Source organism: Virgibacillus sp. JSM 102003 (assembly GCF_041949995.1).
Taxonomy (GTDB): domain Bacteria; phylum Bacillota; class Bacilli; order Bacillales; family Amphibacillaceae; genus Lentibacillus.
The window spans coordinates 22197-42082 of record NZ_JBHFQH010000024.1; the positions used below are offsets into that span (position 1 = coordinate 22197).

Sequence of the window (19886 nt, forward strand, 5' to 3'; positions counted from 1 at the left end):
AAAGCTTTTAGTATTCCGATTCTTACAGTAGTGTCCAGGCAAATAAATCATGTTATTATAGGGAAAGGGGGTGAGAAACATTGACAAAAATAACCCGGATCACTACACAAAAGAAACGTAAGAATCGGTTTAATATCTTTCTGGATGAGGGTCATGGAGAAAAGTACGGCTTTAGTGTAGATGAAGCAGTATTAATCGAACATAATCTTCGCAAAGACCTTGAATTAGACAATGCGACGATCACTACACTTATCCAAAAAGATACATTACATAAATCATATACCCTTGCAATAAACTTTTTAAGCTACCGAATGCGGACAAAAAAAGAAATTTATGATTATCTAGTTAAAAAAGAAGTTGATGAAGAGCATATTACCAAGATTATGGATAAGCTTCTGGATGAGGGCTTAATAGACGATAAGCAGTTTGCTGATGCATTTGTCCGCACAAGAATTCAAACAGCAAGCAAGGGACCGATGCTTGTAAAAAAAGAATTACTGGATAAAGGTGTCTCAAAATTACTTGCCAGTGAAGCTGTTGAATTGTTTACCTATGAGCAGCAGTATGCCAAAGCATCCAAATGGGTTGAGAAAAAACTGAATACAAACAAAAGCAATTCATTTAAGCAACAAGTGCAGCAACTGCAAGCAACATTAATGCAAAAAGGGTTCACACAGGATGTGATTAAGGATGTCCTGGCAGAGGTGCAAGAAGAAAAAAATGACGATGCTGAATGGGATGCAATAGTGAAACAAGGTGAAAAGCTTCTTCGTAAACACAAACAAAAGTTTGACGGATATGAGTTACGTAATAAAATGAAAGAAGCATTATACCGAAAAGGTTTTACTATCGATTTGATTGATACCTTCTTAGATGATTCGCTTGATGAGTAAAGGAAGGGGGTTTTTCCATTAATTCCCCCCAGTCCAAGTAAATGATGGTGTTATTCATCAATTAATATTTCTTTCCTGCCATCATCTTCCCTGAAAATTTGGGCAGCAACTTCTTCAGGTCCTTTTAACCCTTTTGCATCGGCAACGTGTGTTGAATTATCCCAAAATGGAGTATTCATACCTCCCATGTACACCGCTGTAATAGAAATGGAGGTATTTTCCCATTCTTTTTGCAGGCTTTCTGTAAAACCTTTAACGGCAAACTTACTCGCACAATAAATTGACTCATTAACTTTTCCTCGGAGACCAGCGGTAGAAATAATCGTTAGTATCCGACCGTTACTAGCACGAATTTGCGGAAGAGCAGATTGTACTGTCAAAATTGTTCCTTTAACATTTGTGTCTAATGTCGTTTCGATATCATCGATTGAATAATCCTCAACCTGACCAAAAATTCCAATCCCTGCATTATTGATAAAGACATTTAGTTCACCTATTTGTTGAAAAGCTATACTCACTGATGCTGGTTCCTGTACATCACAAAGTATAACCTCAGCTTGTCCGCCATTTTTCAGGATGTTATTTTGAACCATATGTAGTTTTGTATCGGTCCTTCCCAATAAAAATACTTTATAATTATTGCTGGCATATTTTAATGCAAGAGCACGTCCTAGACCACTTCCTGCTCCTGTAATTGCAACAGTTGGCATATCGTATCCTCCTAGTAAAAGTGAGTATCATTATTTCCATTTTCCTAAACTGTTGGTAAAATGTAAACTGATAGGAAAGGAGTATACAAAAATGGATGTGCGATATAGTGATTACTCGCTTGAACAATTGCGGGAGGAAATAGGAAAGTTTAAGGAAAAAGCACAAAAGGCTGAACAGCTTGGTAATATAAGTGAAGTGGCAATCTATGAGCGAAAGTTACAGGTTGCGATGGCTTATATGCTTAACCCAGAAGACTTTAAAGCTACAGATATACATCAGTTGAATGGTGATCCTGGTCATAAATTTAAAATTAATTATATAAATGGTGTGTTTGCATGGGGACATCGAGTAAATTTATTAAATGAAACGTATGAGAAAGAAGAAGCCATTCCAATTTCACTTTTAGGCGATAAAGTGGAGTAAAAGAAAACAACAGCGCGGAGGTAACCATCCGTGCTGTTGTTTAAATTGGATTATTTTCTACATCTAATTTACTCTGCAATTTCTGTTCGGAGAAAATCCATCCTGTATAGGAGGTCATTATTCGCATATTGTCGTCTATTTGTACGACAGCCACGAACGGATAATGCTCATTGGAACGATATCTCAAATCTATAAACCGAACTTCAGTAAAATCATCGTAGTCATTAATTTCCCACCGGTAAACAGGTGAGAATGATAAAAAGGCTGAGATGTTTTTATCTTTTTTAGCTAAATTCATTATTTTATTATTTGGTAATTGAACTTTCTCAAACTCTTCCAGAATTTCAATATGTCCGTGTACTACGGAACCTACATAAAATTTGTTTGTTGTTGTAATTGCAACACGCCACTCATTTTGTTTTATGGTAGGCGATGTTGCGATTTCTTCTGTATCCGGAAAATGATCATGGATTTTTTTAACAATATCTTTTTTATCTATATAACGTTTAATATAGTATAGTAAAATTACCGCATAAATGACTGACATGGTGAACGCGGGATTGGCACCAAGCAGCCAAGCGACAATTCCTCCTATGTGAAGTAAGAAAATATAAGGGTCAAATGTGTTAATAAAGCCTTTTGCAACCCACTTATCAGTGAATGGACGATATGCTTGTGTCCCGTAGGCGTTCGGAATATCGACAAGGACGTGAATGACAACTGCTAGAGCAGTCCATGCCCATAAATGTACGAAGTTAACACTTGGAACAACTGCATGGATAATACCAGCAATTAACACTCCCCACATTAATACAGCTGGGATAGAGTGAGTTGCGCCACGATGGTGACGGATATAAACGGCGTTATTTTTTAATTTTAAGACAGTATCAAAATCTGGGGCATGGGAACCTACAATAGTGCCGACAAGTATGGCATTAAACAATGCAGGATCATTTTGCACGGCAGGATCTAACGTCGCTAGACCGCCAAGTGCAACGCCCATTGCAATATGGGTACCAGTATCCATAATACCAGGCCCTCCTAAGACAAAATAATTCGACAAATTTCGGGTCGTGCCTGTCACTTGTCGAAAAAACTTTTCACTAAATAATTATAACATAAAGGATGCAAAGGTATGATTGATAAGAAATTACAGAATTTCGACATTTATAAATTTCAGGATAATTTAATTGATTGGTATCAAGCCAACAAACGTGATCTCCCATGGCGCAAAGATCAGGATCCATATAAAGTGTGGGTCTCTGAAATAATGCTGCAGCAAACTAAAGTTGATACAGTTATCCCTTATTTTCAACGATTTATTACAAAGTATCCAACTTTACAAGATTTAGCAGATGCTGACCAACAAGATGTTTTAAAAACATGGGAAGGTCTCGGATATTATTCCCGTGCACGTAATTTACAAAACGCTGTTCGCGAAGTTGTTTCCGAATACGAAAGTACAGTCCCAGCTAATCCAAAAGAATTGGGTGCTTTAAAAGGAATTGGCCCATATACCAAAGGGGCTATTTTATCAATTGCATTCAACCAGCCAGAGCCGGCTGTTGACGGAAATGTGATGCGTGTATTATCACGAGTTTTAAAAGTAGAAGATGATATTGCACAGCCTAAAGTGAAAAAGGGATTTGAGAATTTAACAAGGGAATTGATTTCAAATGAAGATCCTTCGTCATTTAACCAAGGTATAATGGAACTTGGTGCCTTAGTGTGTACACCAAAATCACCTATGTGCATGCTATGTCCCGTCCAAGATCAATGCAGGGCATTTGACGAAGGTATTGAACAGGATTTACCAATAAAATCAAAGGCTAAAAAGCAAAAGACTATTCCGTATGTGGCATTATTAATTCGGAATGAAAAGAATCAATATCTGATTGAAAAACGTTCTGAAACAGGTCTCCTTGCTAATATGTGGCAATTTCCAATGGCGCCTATAGAGGAAATTGGGATGGATCATATTGAAAGCTGGATAGATATGGAATATGGTGTTCAGGTTACTTTAGGAACTAAAAAAGGGAAATTAAGACACGTTTTTTCTCATCTTATATGGCAACTCGATGTTTACGAGGCAACAACAGATAGTGTTCAGGTTACTGACAGTAGGATTAAATTGGTTGATTCTGACGAGTTAAATGACTATCCATTCCCGGTTTCTCATCAAAAGATGATGAAGTATATGCGAGAAGAATGAGCTGCCATCGTATGTGGCAGCTTTACTTATGAAATTGGAGCATTTTAACAAACCTAGCGAGGTATTCTGCTGGAACGATTAAGGCACTCCGCCATCATCAGACCGGGCGAAATCGTCACATAGTAAAACAATTAACCTCTTCTATGCATTTCGTCATTTATTTCCTGTAATATAGACAGTCCCTCTGAATTCACATATGGTAAAAGCTGTGAGAGAGCATGCTGAAAATAATCCAATTCATTATTATTCCACTGTGATTTGCTTATCATTGATAATTCAGCGAAGTCTCTTGGTGTGTCCATCTGTAAAACCTCCGTTAACCAATACTTGTCCTAATTAATATATGTAAAAAATCATTCCTTATACCATATTGGCATTTTATCCCAGTAAAAGTTAATTTTAACTCCTGTTATTATGGATAACAATTTATATAATGGAGAAATTAATTGATGCGGAGGTGATACTGATGGCTAAGCAACAACAACCTAACAAATCAGCTGCTGGAACAAACGTTCAAAAAGTAAAACAACAAAACCAACAAGCAGCACAAGGGCAAGGTCAGTACGGTACTGAATTTGCATCTGAAACAAATGCTCAAGAAGTTAGAAAGCAGAACCAACAATCTAAGCAAAAGAAAAAATAACGTACCAACCCCCGATTTTTAGACACAAAAGAGCTTCCTGCCTCAGGGAGCTCTTTTTTCTTTGACAGTTAAGAAAGTACTGCATAAGTGCAATTATTTATCTGATATGCGTATGCTCTATCGCTTTATCTATACTTTTCTTGGCATTATAATAAAAGGATAATGAGATGTGACTAGAAGGAGAGATAGAATGTCCGGTCCAAGAGCAGGGTCTACGATAGAGATACAAAGCTACAAACATAATGGACAACTTCATCGTGTGTGGGAAAACAGTCTTGTTTTAAAGGGTACAGAGTTGATTGTAATCGGAGCAAATGATAAAACGTTGGTTCAAGAAAGCGACGGCAGGACTTGGATAACACGTGAACCAGCTATATCTTATTTTCATTCAAAATATTGGTTTAATATTATAGGTATGCTCCGGAATGACGGGATACACTATTATTGTAATATTAGTTCTCCTTTTGTGTATGATAATGAGGCTTTAAAGTACATTGATTATGATTTAGATGTGAAAGTTTACCCTGATATGACTTATAATTTGCTCGATGAAGATGAGTACGAAGAACATAGGCAAGAAATGAATTATTCTGTTGTTCTGGACCGCATTTTACACAATAACCTCGAATATTTACTGCACTGGGTCAGACAGCGGAAAGGTCCTTTTTCTCCAGATTTTATCGATCAGTGGTATGAACGGTATTTGACATATCGGTGATAAACCGATTAATTGAATTCGTATCAGTAAAGTCTTATAATGCAGGATGTGTTAAGAATGCCTTTGTTATAATAAGATAGCAGGGCCTTCCAAATTCAAGTCTTAAACAAATAAGGAAGCGAAGGATATGAGTAGTACTAAAGAATATTTACAGTTTGTTAAACCCTATAAATGGAAAATACTTTGGACGGTACTTATAGGTATCGTTAAATTCGGTATTCCATTGTTAATGCCATTAATTTTAAAATATGTCATTGATGATATTATTAATGCAGAAGATATGACAGATGCTGCTAAACTCAATGATCTTTTCTGGTTAATGGGTGGAGCTTTTGTAATATTTCTCGTTTTACGTCCCCCAATTGAATACATTCGACAATATTTGGCTCAATGGATAGGGAATACAATCCTTTATGACATAAGGGATAAGCTGTTTGACCACATTCAAAAGCTAAGTCTTCGGTTCTATTCTAAGACAAAAACCGGGGAAATCATTTCCCGGGTAATACATGATGTCGAACAAACAAAAACTTTCGTGATTACTGGCTTAATGAATATTTGGCTGGATATGATTACAATTTTAATTGCAATTATAATTATGTTAACGATGAATGTTTGGCTAACACTTGTATCGATTATGTTATTCCCATTATATGGATTCTCCGTTAAGTACTTTTATGGAAAACTAAGGCGTCTAACACGTGATCGTTCACAGTCGCTTGCTGAAGTCCAGGGTCATTTACATGAGCGCGTACAAGGTATTCCAGTTACGCGAAGTTTTGCACTAGAAGAATATGAACAAGATCAGTTTGATTCCAGAAATGATAACTTCTTACAAAAAGCATTAAATCATACAGACTGGAATGCAAAAACTTTTGCAGTAATGAACACGATAACTGATCTTGCACCATTATTAGTAATTGCATTCGCCGGTTATCAGGTGATTAGCGGCAGTCTGACACTGGGGACAATGGTTGCGTTTGTTGGATATATGGAAAGAGTGTATAGCCCATTACGCCGACTTGTTAGTTCCTCAACTGTTCTGACGCAGTCGATTGCTTCCATTGACCGTGTTTTCGAGCTGATGAATGAAAAATATGATATTGTCGATAAGGAAAATGCTAAGCAACTTGGTCGTGTTGATGGAAAAATTGATATCGAGAATGCCTCGTTCCAGTATGAAGAAGAGGAAGAGGAAGTATTACGAAATGTTTCACTAAATGTTAGACAAGGTGAGACGATAGCATTTGTAGGGATGAGTGGTGGAGGTAAGTCAACCCTCATTAGCCTTATTCCACGGTTTTATGATGTGACAAATGGATCGATAAAAGTTGATGGTATTGATATCAGAGATGTTAAGGCAAGGTCATTACGTGATAACATCGGAATGGTTCTACAAGATAATACATTGTTTAGTGAATCTATTTCAATGAATATTCGGATGGGAAATCCTGATGCCACTGATGAAGAGGTTATTGCAGCAGCAAAGGCTGCCAACGCTCATGATTTTATTGAAGGATTAGTTCATGGCTATGAAACACTTGTCGGCGAACGAGGTGTTAAACTTTCTGGCGGCCAAAAACAACGTATCGCAATTGCGCGTGTATTTTTAAAGAACCCTCCTATCTTAATTTTTGATGAGGCGACCTCCGCACTTGATTTAGAAAGTGAACACACTATTCAGGAAGCTGTCGAAAAACTGGCATCCGATCGTACGACATTTATTGTGGCGCACCGATTAGCAACAATAACCCACGCTGACCGAATTGTCGTTATCGAAAACGGTGAAATTCAGGAGAGTGGATCGCACGCTGAATTAATGAAGCGAAAAGGAAATTATTATAATTTGTATCAGGTTCAAAACTTGGATGATCATGAATATATGGGAACGTAATTTAGAGAGAAGCTCCTTCACATCTGATTGTGGAGGAGCTTTTTCTATTATCTATAACTACAATCGAACGCCAGCTGAAAAAAGTGGCACTTGAATAGAATATTTACTTGATGCCACTTTTTCTTTGTGAGTTTCGATTGTCTTAAAAAGAAGGGCTCTATTTAAATTTTTTTGTTTAAAGGAGAGATTTTTAGTTATGTCCCAGTCTCATTAAATCTAAGTTACTAGCCAGCCATAACACGAAATGCACGTCCAACAGCATCAATTGTTTTGTCGATATCTTCTTCAGTGTGTTCGGTAGTTAGAAACCATGCTTCGAATTTTGATGGGGCTAAATTAATACCCTGATCAAGCATCAGCTTGAAGAACTGAGCAAATGCCTCGCCATCACTTGCTTTTGCCTGATCATAATTAGTTATTTCACCGTCACCAAAATAGACGGTTAATGCACCACATAATCTGTTTACAGAAATTGGGATATTTACTTCCGAAGCCTTTTGCAATATTCCAGTTTCCAGTCGTGCTCCTAGTTGGTCCAATTTTTCATAAACACCGTCTTCCTGCAATATTTCCAGACAAGCGATTCCTGCTGCCATGGATGCAGGATTACCAGCCATTGTACCGGCTTGGTATGCTGGACCAAGTGGTGCAACTTGTTCCATTATATCCTGGCGGCCGCCATATGCACCGATTGGCAATCCACCGCCAATAATTTTACCCATTGCAGTCATATCAGGCTCAATTCCATAAACCTGTTGCGCACTTCCGTAGGTAAATCGAAATGCTGTAATTACTTCATCGTAAATTACTAATGCACCGGCATCATGTGTCATATCATTGATAGCCTGCAGGAAGCCTGTGTGTGGCTCAACAATTCCAAAGTTACCAACTATTGGTTCTACTAATACGGCAGCAATCTGGTCACCCCAACGGTCTATCGCTTCTTTGAAAGCATCAAGATTGTTAAAGGGGACAGTAATGACATCTTCAGCTACAGCCTTTGGAATGCCTGCTGAATCAGGGGTGCCTAATGTCGCTGGTCCAGACCCTGCTTCAACCAGTACTGAGTCAAAGTGACCATGATAGCAGCCGGCGAATTTAATAACCTTATTTCTATTTGTATACGCACGGGCGACACGGATTGTAGTCATTACTGCTTCAGTTCCCGAATTGACAAAACGGACTTTTTCTAGTGATGGAATAGCAGATTTTAGCATTTTGGCAAATTGATTTTCAAGTCTTGTGGGCGTACCGTATAGAACACCATTTGTTGCAGCACAAGAAATAGCTTCGGCAATATGCGGATGGGCATGTCCGGTAATAATAGGACCATACGCTGCTAAGTAGTCGATGTAGCTGTTGTCATCCACATCCCAGAAATGTGCACCTTTGGCATGTTCCATGTAAACTGGAGTGCCGCCGCCAACACCTTTGTAAGCACGGGATGGTGAGTTTACACCACCAACAATATGTTCAAGCGCTTCATTGTGTAATTCTTTTGATTTTGAGTTATCCATAATATGATGCCTCCTAAATTACATTACTTTTTTAAGCTTTGCAGTGTAAATATTTCGAATGAAAATAAAATTGATTAAATGAATAACAAAAAAGATAGATATGATAATGCCACTTGGCAAAAATACGGATGATGTCAATATGTTCTGCAAGATTTTAAAAGCAAAACCAGCATGTATTGCCGCAACTAAAAACGGGATGAAAAATAAAAGCCCAAGCTGCTTCGTTGCAATCTTCTTCATTTCCTGGTCAGTAAGTCCAATGCGGTATAAGGAGTGAAAGTGATGCAAGTCGTTATCAATATCCTGATACATGCGAAAATACAGAATAGACCCAGCTGCTAAAAAGAACAGAACACTTATAAATATACCAAAAAAGAACAGGTAGGACATACCCTCTTTCATTGTAAGATAGAAATCTGCCTGCGAGTCAGGATAAACAATTTCTCTATCAACATATCCGAGTGTTTGAGTGATTGTTTCTGTGTGGCTCGTCCAGTTTGGGATGTTCATCATAGAATTATAATAAATTTCATTACTGCTGGCTACTTCCAAAAACTGATTAAATACTGAATCTGAAACGACAGCAGAATATGTTGTATAGATATTTCCATTTACTTGAGATTCTGTTGTTTTAACCGAAAAGTCAGCTTGTTCATTTTCAGATCTAAGTGAAAAACTGTCAGGAATGTCTGCGTAATCCGGTGCTATTATATCTGGTAACAGTATAAATACTTCATTATTGTTAATTGAAAAAGGCACATCTTTTCCCTGTAAACTCATTGCTTCTTTATAATCAGAATACGAGTAAAGCATTAACCATGTTTCATTCCAGTTCTCTTCATTAGAAGATACTTGTACCTGTGTTGACTTTACCATTAATGTTTTATATGAAATATTTTTAGCATCGAACTCATTCTTAACATTATTAACTTCCTCTTGAAATGCATTGGCATTGTTTTTCCCTTTACCAATTAGTGAAACATCCTGTGGTAAAAAACGCTCTGACTCAACTTCAGCACTCTGAAACAACCCATACAGTACTCCGGATGATGTAAAGGCAATGGCACTCAATATGGTAACAAGAAATAATAACCTGGCATTATCCCGAAGCTTAAATGTTAAATCTGATACGGTCAGTAAATTCAACCCTTTGTAATAAAAGCCCTTTCTGCGCTTTAATTGATTGGTAAAGGCAATGCTGAACTGGGTGAAAAGAAAATAAGTTCCCGGAATAATAAGTACCAATATAGGAACCATCCGGTAAAAAACAGACATGAAATCAGCCGTAAATGCCAAATAATAAGCCACTCCGATAGCAGCAATAGACAACGTACTTAGTATCCACGAGAATTTGAGTGCTTTTTTTGGTGACTTGGCACCACGAAATACTTCCATTACTGAATTTGTCCGTAATGTCCAGACTACAGCAAACGAGTTTACTTCAAACATGAAGAAGAATGAAAGTGCGGTTAATCCTATCGCCTTTAATGACAAATGGAATGGCAGGATTTGATCGATTCCTAGAACAGTAGAAAAGACCATAAGAAACAGTTTTGTTAATAAAGCGCCAAGTAACAAACCTGCAACAATTGAAGCAATGCCAATTATGGTATTTTCCAATACGAGCATCCGGTTTAATTGTGATTTACTGATACCAAGCGTTGTTAATAAACCATATTCTTTCTTGCGTGATTTAATAAACGACGCTGTTGAATATAGCACGAATAAAAACGAAAATACATATATAATAATTTCGTTTACTATGATTCCCCGTTGCATCGTATCACGAAATTCATAATTGGAGATATCAGGGTGGAACATTACTACCGCATACATGAAAAAAACAGTAACGGCAAACATGCAACTAAGGAAATAACTCAAGTATTGCCGTGTATTACGTTTCACGTTATTAAGGGCGAATTGTTTGAAAGTCATCGTTGTTTCCCCCTAACAAGGATTGCACATTCAGAATATCCTGGAAAAAAGTTTGCCGGTTATCACCCCTGTGAATTTCGTTATACAATTTCCCATCTTTAATAAAAATAACCCGCTCACAGAAGCTTGCTGCATAAGGATCATGGGTGACCATTACAGTTGTTGTATTGTTCCTTTGCTGCAATGTACTCATCGACTCCATGACTGTTGCTGATGATTTAGAGTCCAGGTTTCCCGTAGGTTCATCAGCGAAAATTATCGTTGGCTCATGAACAATTGCCCGGGCTATAGCTGCTCTTTGCATCTGACCACCAGAAACCTCGAATGTCCGCTTATTTATTAAAGTATCAATTCCTAATTGTTTAGTTACGATAACAAGCCTTCTCTCCATTTCTTTCACTTTTCTTCCTTGTAAAGTCAGTGGTAGTAAAATATTTTCACCAATAGTAAGGGTGTCCAATAGATTATAGTCCTGAAAAATGAAACCTATTTCATTTCGACGGAATTCAGCTAGTTTGTTTTTTGGCAAAGAGGTTACGTTTTTACCATTTATTTCAATTTTTCCGAAAGTTGGTTTGTCAATTGTTGATAGAAGATTCAGTAATGTGGTCTTACCGCTTCCGGATGGACCCATTATTCCTAGGAATTCTCCTCTTTTCACGGTGAGTTGAAATTGCTTTAGTGCCTCATATTGTATACCGCGTTTATTGCCATATATTTTTGATAGGTTATTAGTATTTAAAACAGACATAGTCAAACTGCCTCCCTGATTCGTGTTCCCCTTATAGTCTATAGTAGGATGTGTTTGTTTCATATCTTTTTTTCTTTCATTAGAAAAAAGAACCTTACATTTTTGTAAGATTCATTTCAAACACTATCGTAATGGTTGTTCCTTTGTCTTGTTCAGCTTGAATGTCAATTTCGTGTCCAAGCTCTTTACAGATTTCTTTTGACAAATACAGTCCCATTCCCGTTGATTCGCGGAATGTGCGGCCGTTTACTCCCGTAAAAAAAGGTTCGAAAACACGTGTGAGATCCTGAGATGGTATTCCGTAACCCGTATCTGTTATCTGGATAGCAACTGATTTATAAGACTGCTTTGTTGTAAAATATATTTTATCAGATTCAGGTCTTGAATACTTAATAGCATTAGCAATTATTTGATTAAGAACGAAGCGTAACCACTTTGGATCTGTTGCAATGATGATATTCTCATCGATGTCCAATGAAGGGAAAACCTGATTACGGATAAAGCTTGATTTAAACTCCTGAATCGAGTCTTTTACAAGGCTTTTAAGCGATACTTTCTGTACATGAAAATCTCTGTCAAATTTCTGCAGTCTTGATTGATGTAATGCAAGGTCCAGCCCCTGTTGCAGCCGTTCAATTTCCTCCTGCATACTGTGAGAGAAATCCTCTGGCAACTCTATACGCTCCTTTTGCATCGTTAAATGCATTACAGAAACGGGTGTCTTCATTTGATGAACCCATTGCTGCACGAAGGTGAATTCCAGTTGTTTCTGCTGCTCGAGTTCATTGATTTGCTGCTGGAACTCTGTGTGCTGATTTTCCTGCTGTTTCTTAACTTGTTCAAGTAGACGGTTTGGTGGATCTGGTAACCAAGAATTATTTTGATTCGTATAAAATGCTCGCAGTTTGTAGTAACGAAATAGTAAAAAAATAATCAGGAAACATGTTGGTAACAGAAACAAATAGAACAATACCCCAAAATCCATAGGAGAACCTGCGTTATTTGCTGCTAATTGTGCAGTAACTATGATGAGCAAGACTTGCGAGTAAAAAAATAATATGCCTGACTGACTGTCTTTTAAAAAATCCTTCATTATTGCTCACTCCACGTATCCACCATTTTATAACCTGCACCTCTTACTGTTTGAATACTATTATACACGCCGATATCTTCTAACTTTTTACGTAAGCGCGTTATGTTTACCGACAATGTGTTATCATCAACGAAGTTTTCGTTATCCCAAAGTATTTCCAGCAGATTGATTCGTGACAGCACGTCATTCAGGTGCTCGGCAAACATTTTTAGTAACATAAATTCATTTTTTGTGAGGAATGCAGTTTCCCCTTTGAATTTGACTTCCATTGCAGTCAAATGGATGTGAAGACCCTTCAAGTCAATTAATTCTGATTTTCTTGTAACCGCATATTCACCGTATATTCGCCGGATTATTCCTTTAACTTTTGCCTGAACGACATCAAAATTAAATGGTTTGGTTATGTAATCATCGCCGCCATTTTCAATTGCCATTACCTGATCCATTCCACTGTCCCGTGCAGAAACAAATATAATGGGGCAATTAGAGATACTGCGAATTTGTCTGCACCAGTAAAAGCCGTCATAGCGAGGCAAGTTGATATCCAGTAGTATAAGGTGTGGATCCACGGCTTTAAATTCATCTGTAATTTTATCAAATGATTGTGCAATCGTAACAGCATACTCGTATTTTTCCAGATAATCTTTTAATAAACTAGCTATTTTTGGATCATCCTCAACTAAATATATTTTTTCCATAGAAAACAACCCCCTTCACCAACCTATTTATATCCTACCGTACTAATCCCGAAAAATAAATGACAATTGAACAGATGGATAAGCATATGTATATCGTAGAGCGGGGGATATTATGGGGTTGTTTCTATGGATTATTATAATAGGTATATGTATCATTTTACTGGCTAGTCTTGTGGACTTTATTCGTGGAGGAAAGCTGCGGGTGAACATGCAGATGCGGGAAAGTCGATTTTCTGCTGAGATTTTTTACACGTTGTTAATTATTTATCTTATCGTGATAATCGGGTTTGGCCTTATCTATTTTATTTTATCTATTAACAATATTTTGCTAGTTGAGAATGGAGAGCTAAGAAAAGTAAGTATCATCGGTTCTGCCATTCATTCGATTTATTTTAGTGGAGTAACATTACTTACTATCGGGTATGGTGATATTACTCCAATTGGCATAGGACGTTTTATTGCTTTAATCCAGGCACTTATTGGCTATATTCTTCCAACTGCATTTGTACTGCGCCTGGTACAGTCAAATCAGGAAAATAGAGAGGATTAGGCTGATATGCTATAGTGGAGATAATCGGAAAATTTATGGAGGGATATAATAATGAGTGTAGAAATAGGCAAACAAGCGCCAGATTTCACATTACCAAACCAGGACGGGAAAGAAGTTAGCTTATCCGACTTTAAAGGGAAACATGTTGTGCTTTATTTTTATCCGAAAGATATGACGCCAGGATGCACAACAGAAGCATGCGATTTTCGGGATGCACAAGAGAGCTTTAGCGAGCTTGATGCAGTTATCATAGGAGTTAGTCCTGATCCAGTTGAACAACACCAGAAATTTATCGATAAGCATAATCTTCCATTTTTATTATTGGCAGATGAAGATCATAAGGTAGCTGAAGATTATGATGTTTGGAAGCTGAAGAAAAACTTTGGCAAAGAAAATTATGGTATTGAACGGTCAACGTTCATCATTGATAAAGAAGGCAATCTTCTTAAGGAATATCGTAAAGTAAAAGTTGAAGGCCATGTTGAAAAAGCATTGGAGTTTATCAGGGAAAACAAATAATTCAGAAGAGGCAGTCCATACCGAATGGGCTGCTTTCTTATTTAAATGTTTTACTTTTCTCTAGAATCCATTTAGTAATGAGCCAAAGTTAATATTACATTTTCCATCTATAGTTATACAAGCCCGCTTAGCAGAATAAAATGTAGAGACGACAAATAAAAGTGGGGTGTATTACCATGGAGGTACATCAAAATGTACGATCTGAATCAGTGTCTTATACGCATATTAATATGTTTTTTATCGTAAAACGTATTGTTGATATAATGGGAAGTCTCATACTGATACTTATTTTGTGGCCATGGCTATTACTAATAAGTTACCGGATTATAAAAAAAGATGGTCGGCCAGTATTTTTTCGACAGGTTCGTATGGGAAAAGACAATCGTCCTTTTCTGATAAGAAAGTTCCGTACGCTGACAAACCCATCCAAGGTAATTCGTTCCTTACCACCGCATCCATTTCCGAAATCATGGAATAGTGGTGTTCCGGATCAGTTTGAATTTATACGTGATCCATATCAAAACGTGACTCACACTGGCAGGTGGCTGAAAAAGTATCATATTGATCGGCTCCCTCTACTATATAATGTAATTAAGGGAGATATGAGTCTTGTTGGACCAAGTCCCGAAATTATAGAAATTGTCGAATACTATAATAGATATCAGGCACAACGGCTGCACGTCAAACCTGGAATCACCGGTTTTGCTCAAGTAAATGGCAATTCAAATCAAAGTCATGACCAGAAAATCAGGGATGATTTGTTTTATATCAAAAATTGTTCCCTTAAGTTTGATATGATTATACTATACCGTACAAGTAAACAAATTTTCATAAATGGAAATTTTAAAAGAAAACGTTTACTATAGAAGTAGACTGACATAGGAGGTATTGGGCTGGGTGATTTTATCTTCAGCAAAACTATCAGACAAACATAAAACAAAACTTAACGAAAAATATCCAGATGAAACGTTCATTTTCTGTAAGAATATGGATGAGGCTAAGCAACATTTAGACAAAGCAGAAATTTTACTAACGTATGGTGAAGACCTTACAACGGATTTAATCAGCCAGGCAACACAGTTGAAATGGATTATGGTGATTTCTGCTGGAATGGACGAAATGCCATTTAAAGCAATTCATGAAAAAGGTATTCTTGTTACAAACGCTAGAGGAATACACAAGAAACCAATGGCAGAGTACGCCATTTTCTCGTTGCTTCAAGTGTACCGCCAAGGTAAACAGCTAACACAAAACGAGGCAGAGAATAAATGGGACAGATCAGTCCGGATGAAGGAAATCACCGGCAAAACGATGATGATTGCCGGAACAGGTGCGATTGGACAGGAAGTAGCACGACTTGCGAAAGCATTTCAAATGAAAACATATGGAATCTCCAGAAGCGGCAGTCCAGTAGAGTATTTTGATTATAATTTTACAAATGAATCAATGGAAGAAATATTGCCGGAAGCAGATTTTATAATATCTGTTTTGCCGAGCACATCGGAGACGAAGGACTTTTTTACATTTGAACATTTTCAAATGATGCCTAACCATGCAGTGTTTTTAAACATGGGTCGGGGAGATGCTGTTCGTGGTGACGACATTTTAAAAGCAGTACGAGAAGAGGAAATAGCTCACGCTGTGCTGGATGTATTTGAAATAGAACCACTTCAAGAAAATCATCCGTTTTGGGAAGAAGAAAACGTAACAGTGACACCGCATCTATCAGGCATATCACCACATTACCAGACTCGTGCATTGGATATTTTTGAAACAAACCTTCAAACATATCTGGGTAATCGCAATGATTATGTTAATAAAATTGATGTAACCAGGGGGTATTAATATGCGAATTTATACTAGATCAGGCGATAAGGGAACAACATCGTTAATTTATGGCCAGCGTGTACCAAAAGATGATTTACGCGTCGAGGCATACGGAACATGTGATGAGACGAACTCGATGATTGGGTTGGCATTGAGCTTTCTTGATAAAGAGGATTGGTCAGAAAAAGACATGTTTTTGGATAAAATGCATCGGATCCAAACAATTTTATTTCATGTTGGGGCAGAGCTTGCGACACCTAAGGATAAGGAAGTAACCTGGAAATTGAAAAAAGAGCACATTCAGGAGCTTGAAGATCAGATTGATGAATGGGATAAAACCCTTGAGCCGTTACGAAACTTTATTTTACCGTCGGGACATAGTGCATCCAGTGCATTACACACAGCTAGAACTGTGGCAAGAAGGGCGGAGCGTACAGCTGTTGGAATGGGCGATGAAGCTGTTAATCCACTGGTTGTATCGTATTTAAACCGTTTATCTGACTTTTTATTTGTCGCCGCCAGGTATGTTAATCAAAGCCTGAATGGAAAAGAAATACCATTAAAAGCAGATATCTAATCTATATAAAAACGAGCGCTTTTCAAATATTGGAATCGTTCGTTTTTTCTTTTCAGGTTATAATAACTTTAAAGTTCCAATATACTTATATTGACAGAATACTGCATGAGCAGGTAAACTAATTATAAAGATTATAATCTAAGAATATTATTAGTTTCTACCATACAATTGAAAGTGAGGTGCATGACGGTGTCTGAAAATAAACTAAATGAAGCCATTAATACGTTGAAAGACTCTGGCGTTCGAATTACACCACAACGTCATGCCGTTCTTGACTATCTTCTTAACTCGGCGATTCACCCGACGGCCGATGATATTTATAAGGCTTTAGAAGGAAAATTTCCAAATATGAGTGTTGCTACAGTCTACAATAACTTACGTGTATTGCGTGAGATAGGACTTGTTCGTGAACTTACTTATGGAGATTCCTCAAGCCGATTTGACTGCAATACTACCGAACACTACCATATTATTTGTGACGCATGTGGCAAGATTGTTGATTTTCATTATCCAACTTTGGATGAAGTGGAGTCGTTGGCTGAGCAGGTAACAGGTTTTGATGTTAGTCACCACCGAATGGAAATATACGGCAAATGTGAAGACTGCCAGCAAGTACAAACACAAAAGCATTAATAAAAATTTAAAAACGGAAAGTCTCGGGCGTTTTAAGTCGAACTTCCTTATATTAAAATCCAGATGCCTAAATATGATGGCAACTGGATTTTTGTGTCTGCGATTCTTTTGTTCGCTCTGATCTGACTTAAACCCGTTTTTATTGGAAAGATCTATTAAAATAATCCGCCATAGTGACGGATTATTCATTATTCTTTGCATTATCTTTTGCTTCTTTTCGATATTTTCTTGTATTGTACTTTTCATCGAACTCTTTGCCTTCCAGGTCCTTATCAAGTGTTAACGGTTCTTTACAGTGCATACAAGCATCAACGCGGCCAAGCATTTTTGTTGGATTTTCGCAATTTGGACAAATAATTGGGACCGCCCTGGTTGATAACATACCAATCCAGAAATAAACGACACAGCTGAAAATCACAAATAATACACCTATTAGAAAGAATGTTACCATTAACCATTCGATTTTCTTCGTTAAGATTCCTCCATACATGAAAGCAAACCCGATGAATATCTGAATTAGAGCAAAAGACCGGATTTTATTAATTTTACTTGAATAGACTAATTGTTGCGCCATGTTTGTCCTCCTTATATGTTACATGGGTAGTATAGCATATTTTAATGCATTTTTTCTTTTTAAAAAAAGGATTTCACAAAAATATAACGAAATAGATAGTATTCAGGTAAATGGAGGATTCGAGACATGGAGGATTTATTAAGACCGATTTATCAAGAACGTGCTGGGGACAGAAGTACATTAGGGATCGTTATAATAGAAAGAACAAAACCGAACAGCCCAATTACAGATAATTTCGATGTTATATTACTGATTATAGTGGAAGAAGCTGAAAATAAGTGGCAGGAAAAACACTACGAATTCGATGGAAAAATTGCAGCGATGCATACGGTAACGAAAAATTTGTTAATGGATTGGATAGACACAAGTGGTTATCGAAAAGCAGTCGAATGGGTGATAAATGGAAAGGTTATCTTTGATCGGAATGAATACCTTTCGCAGTTAAAGGAACAACTGAGAAACTTTCCGCATGAAAAAAGAGACTTACGTAAAGCGATGGAATTCGGTAAGCTAGTTAAAAGTTACAGTGAAGTAAAGGATCTTTACGCATCGGAACAATTTAAAGATGCATATAGCAGAATGGTACACTCACTACATTATTTAGCTAGGCTTGCAGTAATTGAAAAAGGATACCATCCAGAAGTAACATTGTGGAACCAAGTAAGACAAATAGATCCTGAAGTGTATAAGTTATATGAGGAATTAATACAGAGCGATGAAGCTATTTCTAAACGGCTGCAACTGATGATAATTGCTTCGGACTTTGTGATTAGTACGAGAGCAGAAGTATCTGCGAAACATTTATTGAGTATTATGGAATCTAAAGATGAAGGCTGGTCATATGGTGAATTGAAACAGAACGGTAAAGTTTCCCCGTATCAGTTAGACCTAACTGCAATGCTTGGCTATTTGACCGAAAAAGGAATTCTTATTGCAGATAGAATCCAAACAAAAGGTGCAGGCGTATATCAACGGAAATATCGAATTAATCATTAGCTACGGATAGGATGAATCTTTACATTTTTTAATTAATAATTGGTATACAGGCTATAGTTCATGGTTTGAACTGTAGCCCTTTATTGATGTATTTCCCACTAAGATAATTGTTGACTTTAAAAATTAGCCATGATAAAGTTAATTCTGTCGCAAAAATTCATGACGAATTTGACCGGCAAAATTTCTTTAAAATTTATCCTTGATTAAGAAAACAAATCGTGGTAAATTAAACAACGTTGCTCATTTAAAAGCATTCGGCAACGCAAACATCTTTTAAAAATTAATCAATAACATTATTGACATTATCTTTAAAGGATGGTATATTTAAAAAGTCGCCATTTTGAGAGGCGGCAACGAAATTTGCTCCTTGAAAACTGAACAAAACAACCAGTATGTCAAGAAAACAGGATAAAAGTTAAACTTTTAAACCCTGATTTCAATTTTTAAGCTAAGAACAGATGATTGATTGGTGTCAATCATAATCAAACGAACTTTTATGGAGAGTTTGATCTTGGCTCAGGACGAACGCTGGCGGCGTGCCTAATACATGCAAGTCGAGCGCGGGAAGCAGACGGATCCTCTTCTGGGGTGAAGCTTGTGGAACGAGCGGCGGACGGGTGAGTAACACGTGGGCAACCTGCCTGTAAGACTGGGATAACCCCGGGAAACCGGGGCTAATACCGGATAATATTTTTCAGCACATGTTGAGAAATTGAAAGGCG

The 19886-nt window shown here is 37.3% G+C and carries 22 protein-coding genes and 1 rRNA gene; 14 read left to right on the plus strand and 9 right to left on the minus strand.

The features are described 5' to 3' along the window. Positions 1-80 precede the first annotated feature (80 nt). Positions 81-893: a recombination regulator RecX gene (gene recX, locus ACE1TG_RS18780; RefSeq protein WP_375053945.1), complete on the plus strand. Its 813-nt coding sequence runs from the start codon at positions 81-83 to the stop codon at positions 891-893. Between the two features lie 50 nt (positions 894-943). Here recX and ACE1TG_RS18785 read toward each other — a convergent pair whose 3' ends face one another. Continuing rightward, a complete protein-coding gene (locus ACE1TG_RS18785) occupies positions 944-1603 on the minus strand; it encodes an SDR family NAD(P)-dependent oxidoreductase (RefSeq protein ID WP_375053946.1) in 660 nt (219 codons plus the stop codon). Between the two features lie 91 nt (positions 1604-1694). On the opposite strand from ACE1TG_RS18785, the gene ACE1TG_RS18790 reads away from it, so the two are divergent. Continuing rightward, on the plus strand, positions 1695-2027 hold the full coding sequence (locus ACE1TG_RS18790; RefSeq protein ID WP_092494268.1) for a YfhH family protein: 333 nt from the start codon (positions 1695-1697) through the stop codon (positions 2025-2027). A gap of 40 nt (positions 2028-2067) precedes the next feature. On the opposite strand, the gene ACE1TG_RS18795 is transcribed toward ACE1TG_RS18790, so the two are convergent. Beyond that, positions 2068-3054, minus strand: coding sequence for a metal-dependent hydrolase (locus tag ACE1TG_RS18795; RefSeq protein WP_375053947.1), 987 nt, complete (start codon positions 3052-3054; stop codon positions 2068-2070). A 108-nt stretch (positions 3055-3162) separates the two neighbouring features. Here ACE1TG_RS18795 and mutY point away from each other — a divergent pair, with 108 nt between their 5' ends. Further along, entirely contained in the window at positions 3163-4239 is a 1077-nt protein-coding gene (gene mutY / locus ACE1TG_RS18800; RefSeq protein WP_375053948.1) for an A/G-specific adenine glycosylase, read from the plus strand. Between the two features lie 131 nt (positions 4240-4370). Here mutY and ACE1TG_RS18805 read toward each other — a convergent pair whose 3' ends face one another. Continuing rightward, positions 4371-4541: a hypothetical protein gene (locus tag ACE1TG_RS18805; protein WP_375053949.1), complete on the minus strand. Its 171-nt coding sequence runs from the start codon at positions 4539-4541 to the stop codon at positions 4371-4373. Between the two features lie 164 nt (positions 4542-4705). Here ACE1TG_RS18805 and ACE1TG_RS18810 point away from each other — a divergent pair, with 164 nt between their 5' ends. The 3 genes from ACE1TG_RS18810 (at position 4706) to ACE1TG_RS18820 (ending at position 7494) form a co-directional block, all read left to right on the plus strand. Further along, entirely contained in the window at positions 4706-4882 is a 177-nt protein-coding gene (locus tag ACE1TG_RS18810; protein WP_209479695.1) for a gamma-type small acid-soluble spore protein, read from the plus strand. Between the two features lie 190 nt (positions 4883-5072). Next, entirely contained in the window at positions 5073-5600 is a 528-nt protein-coding gene (gene ntdP / locus ACE1TG_RS18815) for a nucleoside tri-diphosphate phosphatase (protein ID WP_375053950.1), read from the plus strand. 127 nt (positions 5601-5727) lie between these two features. Continuing rightward, a complete protein-coding gene (locus tag ACE1TG_RS18820; protein WP_375053951.1) occupies positions 5728-7494 on the plus strand; it encodes an ABC transporter ATP-binding protein in 1767 nt (588 codons plus the stop codon). Positions 7495-7718: 224 nt separating this feature from the next. On the opposite strand, the gene ACE1TG_RS18825 is transcribed toward ACE1TG_RS18820, so the two are convergent. From ACE1TG_RS18825 to ACE1TG_RS18845, 5 genes are all read right to left on the minus strand, one after another. After that, positions 7719-9011 (minus strand): glutamate-1-semialdehyde 2,1-aminomutase, encoded by a 1293-nt coding sequence (locus ACE1TG_RS18825; RefSeq protein ID WP_375053952.1) that lies wholly within the window; start codon positions 9009-9011, stop codon positions 7719-7721. Positions 9012-9029: 18 nt separating this feature from the next. Continuing rightward, positions 9030-10946, minus strand: coding sequence for an FtsX-like permease family protein (locus ACE1TG_RS18830; RefSeq protein ID WP_375053953.1), 1917 nt, complete (start codon positions 10944-10946; stop codon positions 9030-9032). After that, positions 10921-11697: an ABC transporter ATP-binding protein gene (locus tag ACE1TG_RS18835; protein ID WP_375053954.1), complete on the minus strand. Its 777-nt coding sequence runs from the start codon at positions 11695-11697 to the stop codon at positions 10921-10923. The genes ACE1TG_RS18830 and ACE1TG_RS18835 overlap by 26 nt, the downstream gene beginning before the upstream one ends. Positions 11698-11791: 94 nt before the next feature. Continuing rightward, entirely contained in the window at positions 11792-12790 is a 999-nt protein-coding gene (locus ACE1TG_RS18840; protein WP_375053955.1) for a sensor histidine kinase, read from the minus strand. Then, complete coding sequence (locus tag ACE1TG_RS18845) at positions 12790-13488, minus strand: response regulator transcription factor (RefSeq protein ID WP_375053956.1); 699 nt, start codon at positions 13486-13488, stop codon at positions 12790-12792. The genes ACE1TG_RS18840 and ACE1TG_RS18845 overlap by 1 nt, the downstream gene beginning before the upstream one ends. A 112-nt stretch (positions 13489-13600) precedes the next feature. On the opposite strand from ACE1TG_RS18845, the gene ACE1TG_RS18850 reads away from it, so the two are divergent. From ACE1TG_RS18850 to perR, 6 genes are all read left to right on the plus strand, one after another. After that, positions 13601-14038, plus strand: coding sequence for a potassium channel family protein (locus tag ACE1TG_RS18850; protein WP_375053957.1), 438 nt, complete (start codon positions 13601-13603; stop codon positions 14036-14038). 51 nt (positions 14039-14089) lie between these two features. Then, positions 14090-14557, plus strand: a complete 468-nt coding sequence (bcp, locus tag ACE1TG_RS18855) for a thioredoxin-dependent thiol peroxidase (RefSeq protein ID WP_375053958.1) — start codon at positions 14090-14092, stop codon at positions 14555-14557. 176 nt (positions 14558-14733) lie between these two features. Further along, complete coding sequence (locus tag ACE1TG_RS18860) at positions 14734-15423, plus strand: sugar transferase (RefSeq protein ID WP_375053959.1); 690 nt, start codon at positions 14734-14736, stop codon at positions 15421-15423. Between the two features lie 31 nt (positions 15424-15454). Further along, positions 15455-16402, plus strand: a complete 948-nt coding sequence (locus tag ACE1TG_RS18865) for a D-2-hydroxyacid dehydrogenase (protein WP_375053960.1) — start codon at positions 15455-15457, stop codon at positions 16400-16402. A 1-nt stretch (position 16403) separates the two neighbouring features. Further along, complete coding sequence (locus ACE1TG_RS18870; RefSeq protein WP_375053961.1) at positions 16404-16961, plus strand: cob(I)yrinic acid a,c-diamide adenosyltransferase; 558 nt, start codon at positions 16404-16406, stop codon at positions 16959-16961. Between the two features lie 183 nt (positions 16962-17144). Beyond that, positions 17145-17594 (plus strand): peroxide-responsive transcriptional repressor PerR, encoded by a 450-nt coding sequence (perR, locus tag ACE1TG_RS18875; protein ID WP_375053964.1) that lies wholly within the window; start codon positions 17145-17147, stop codon positions 17592-17594. A 181-nt stretch (positions 17595-17775) separates the two neighbouring features. Here the strand turns inward: perR and ACE1TG_RS18880 are convergent, their stop codons facing one another. Next, positions 17776-18168: a YgzB family protein gene (locus ACE1TG_RS18880; RefSeq protein ID WP_375053962.1), complete on the minus strand. Its 393-nt coding sequence runs from the start codon at positions 18166-18168 to the stop codon at positions 17776-17778. Between the two features lie 126 nt (positions 18169-18294). On the opposite strand from ACE1TG_RS18880, the gene ACE1TG_RS18885 reads away from it, so the two are divergent. Both ACE1TG_RS18885 and ACE1TG_RS18890 read left to right on the plus strand, forming a co-directional pair. After that, positions 18295-19164, plus strand: coding sequence for a nucleotidyltransferase-like protein (locus tag ACE1TG_RS18885; protein ID WP_375053963.1), 870 nt, complete (start codon positions 18295-18297; stop codon positions 19162-19164). Between the two features lie 493 nt (positions 19165-19657). Further along, positions 19658-19886 (plus strand): 16S ribosomal RNA (locus ACE1TG_RS18890); the annotation flags it as partial.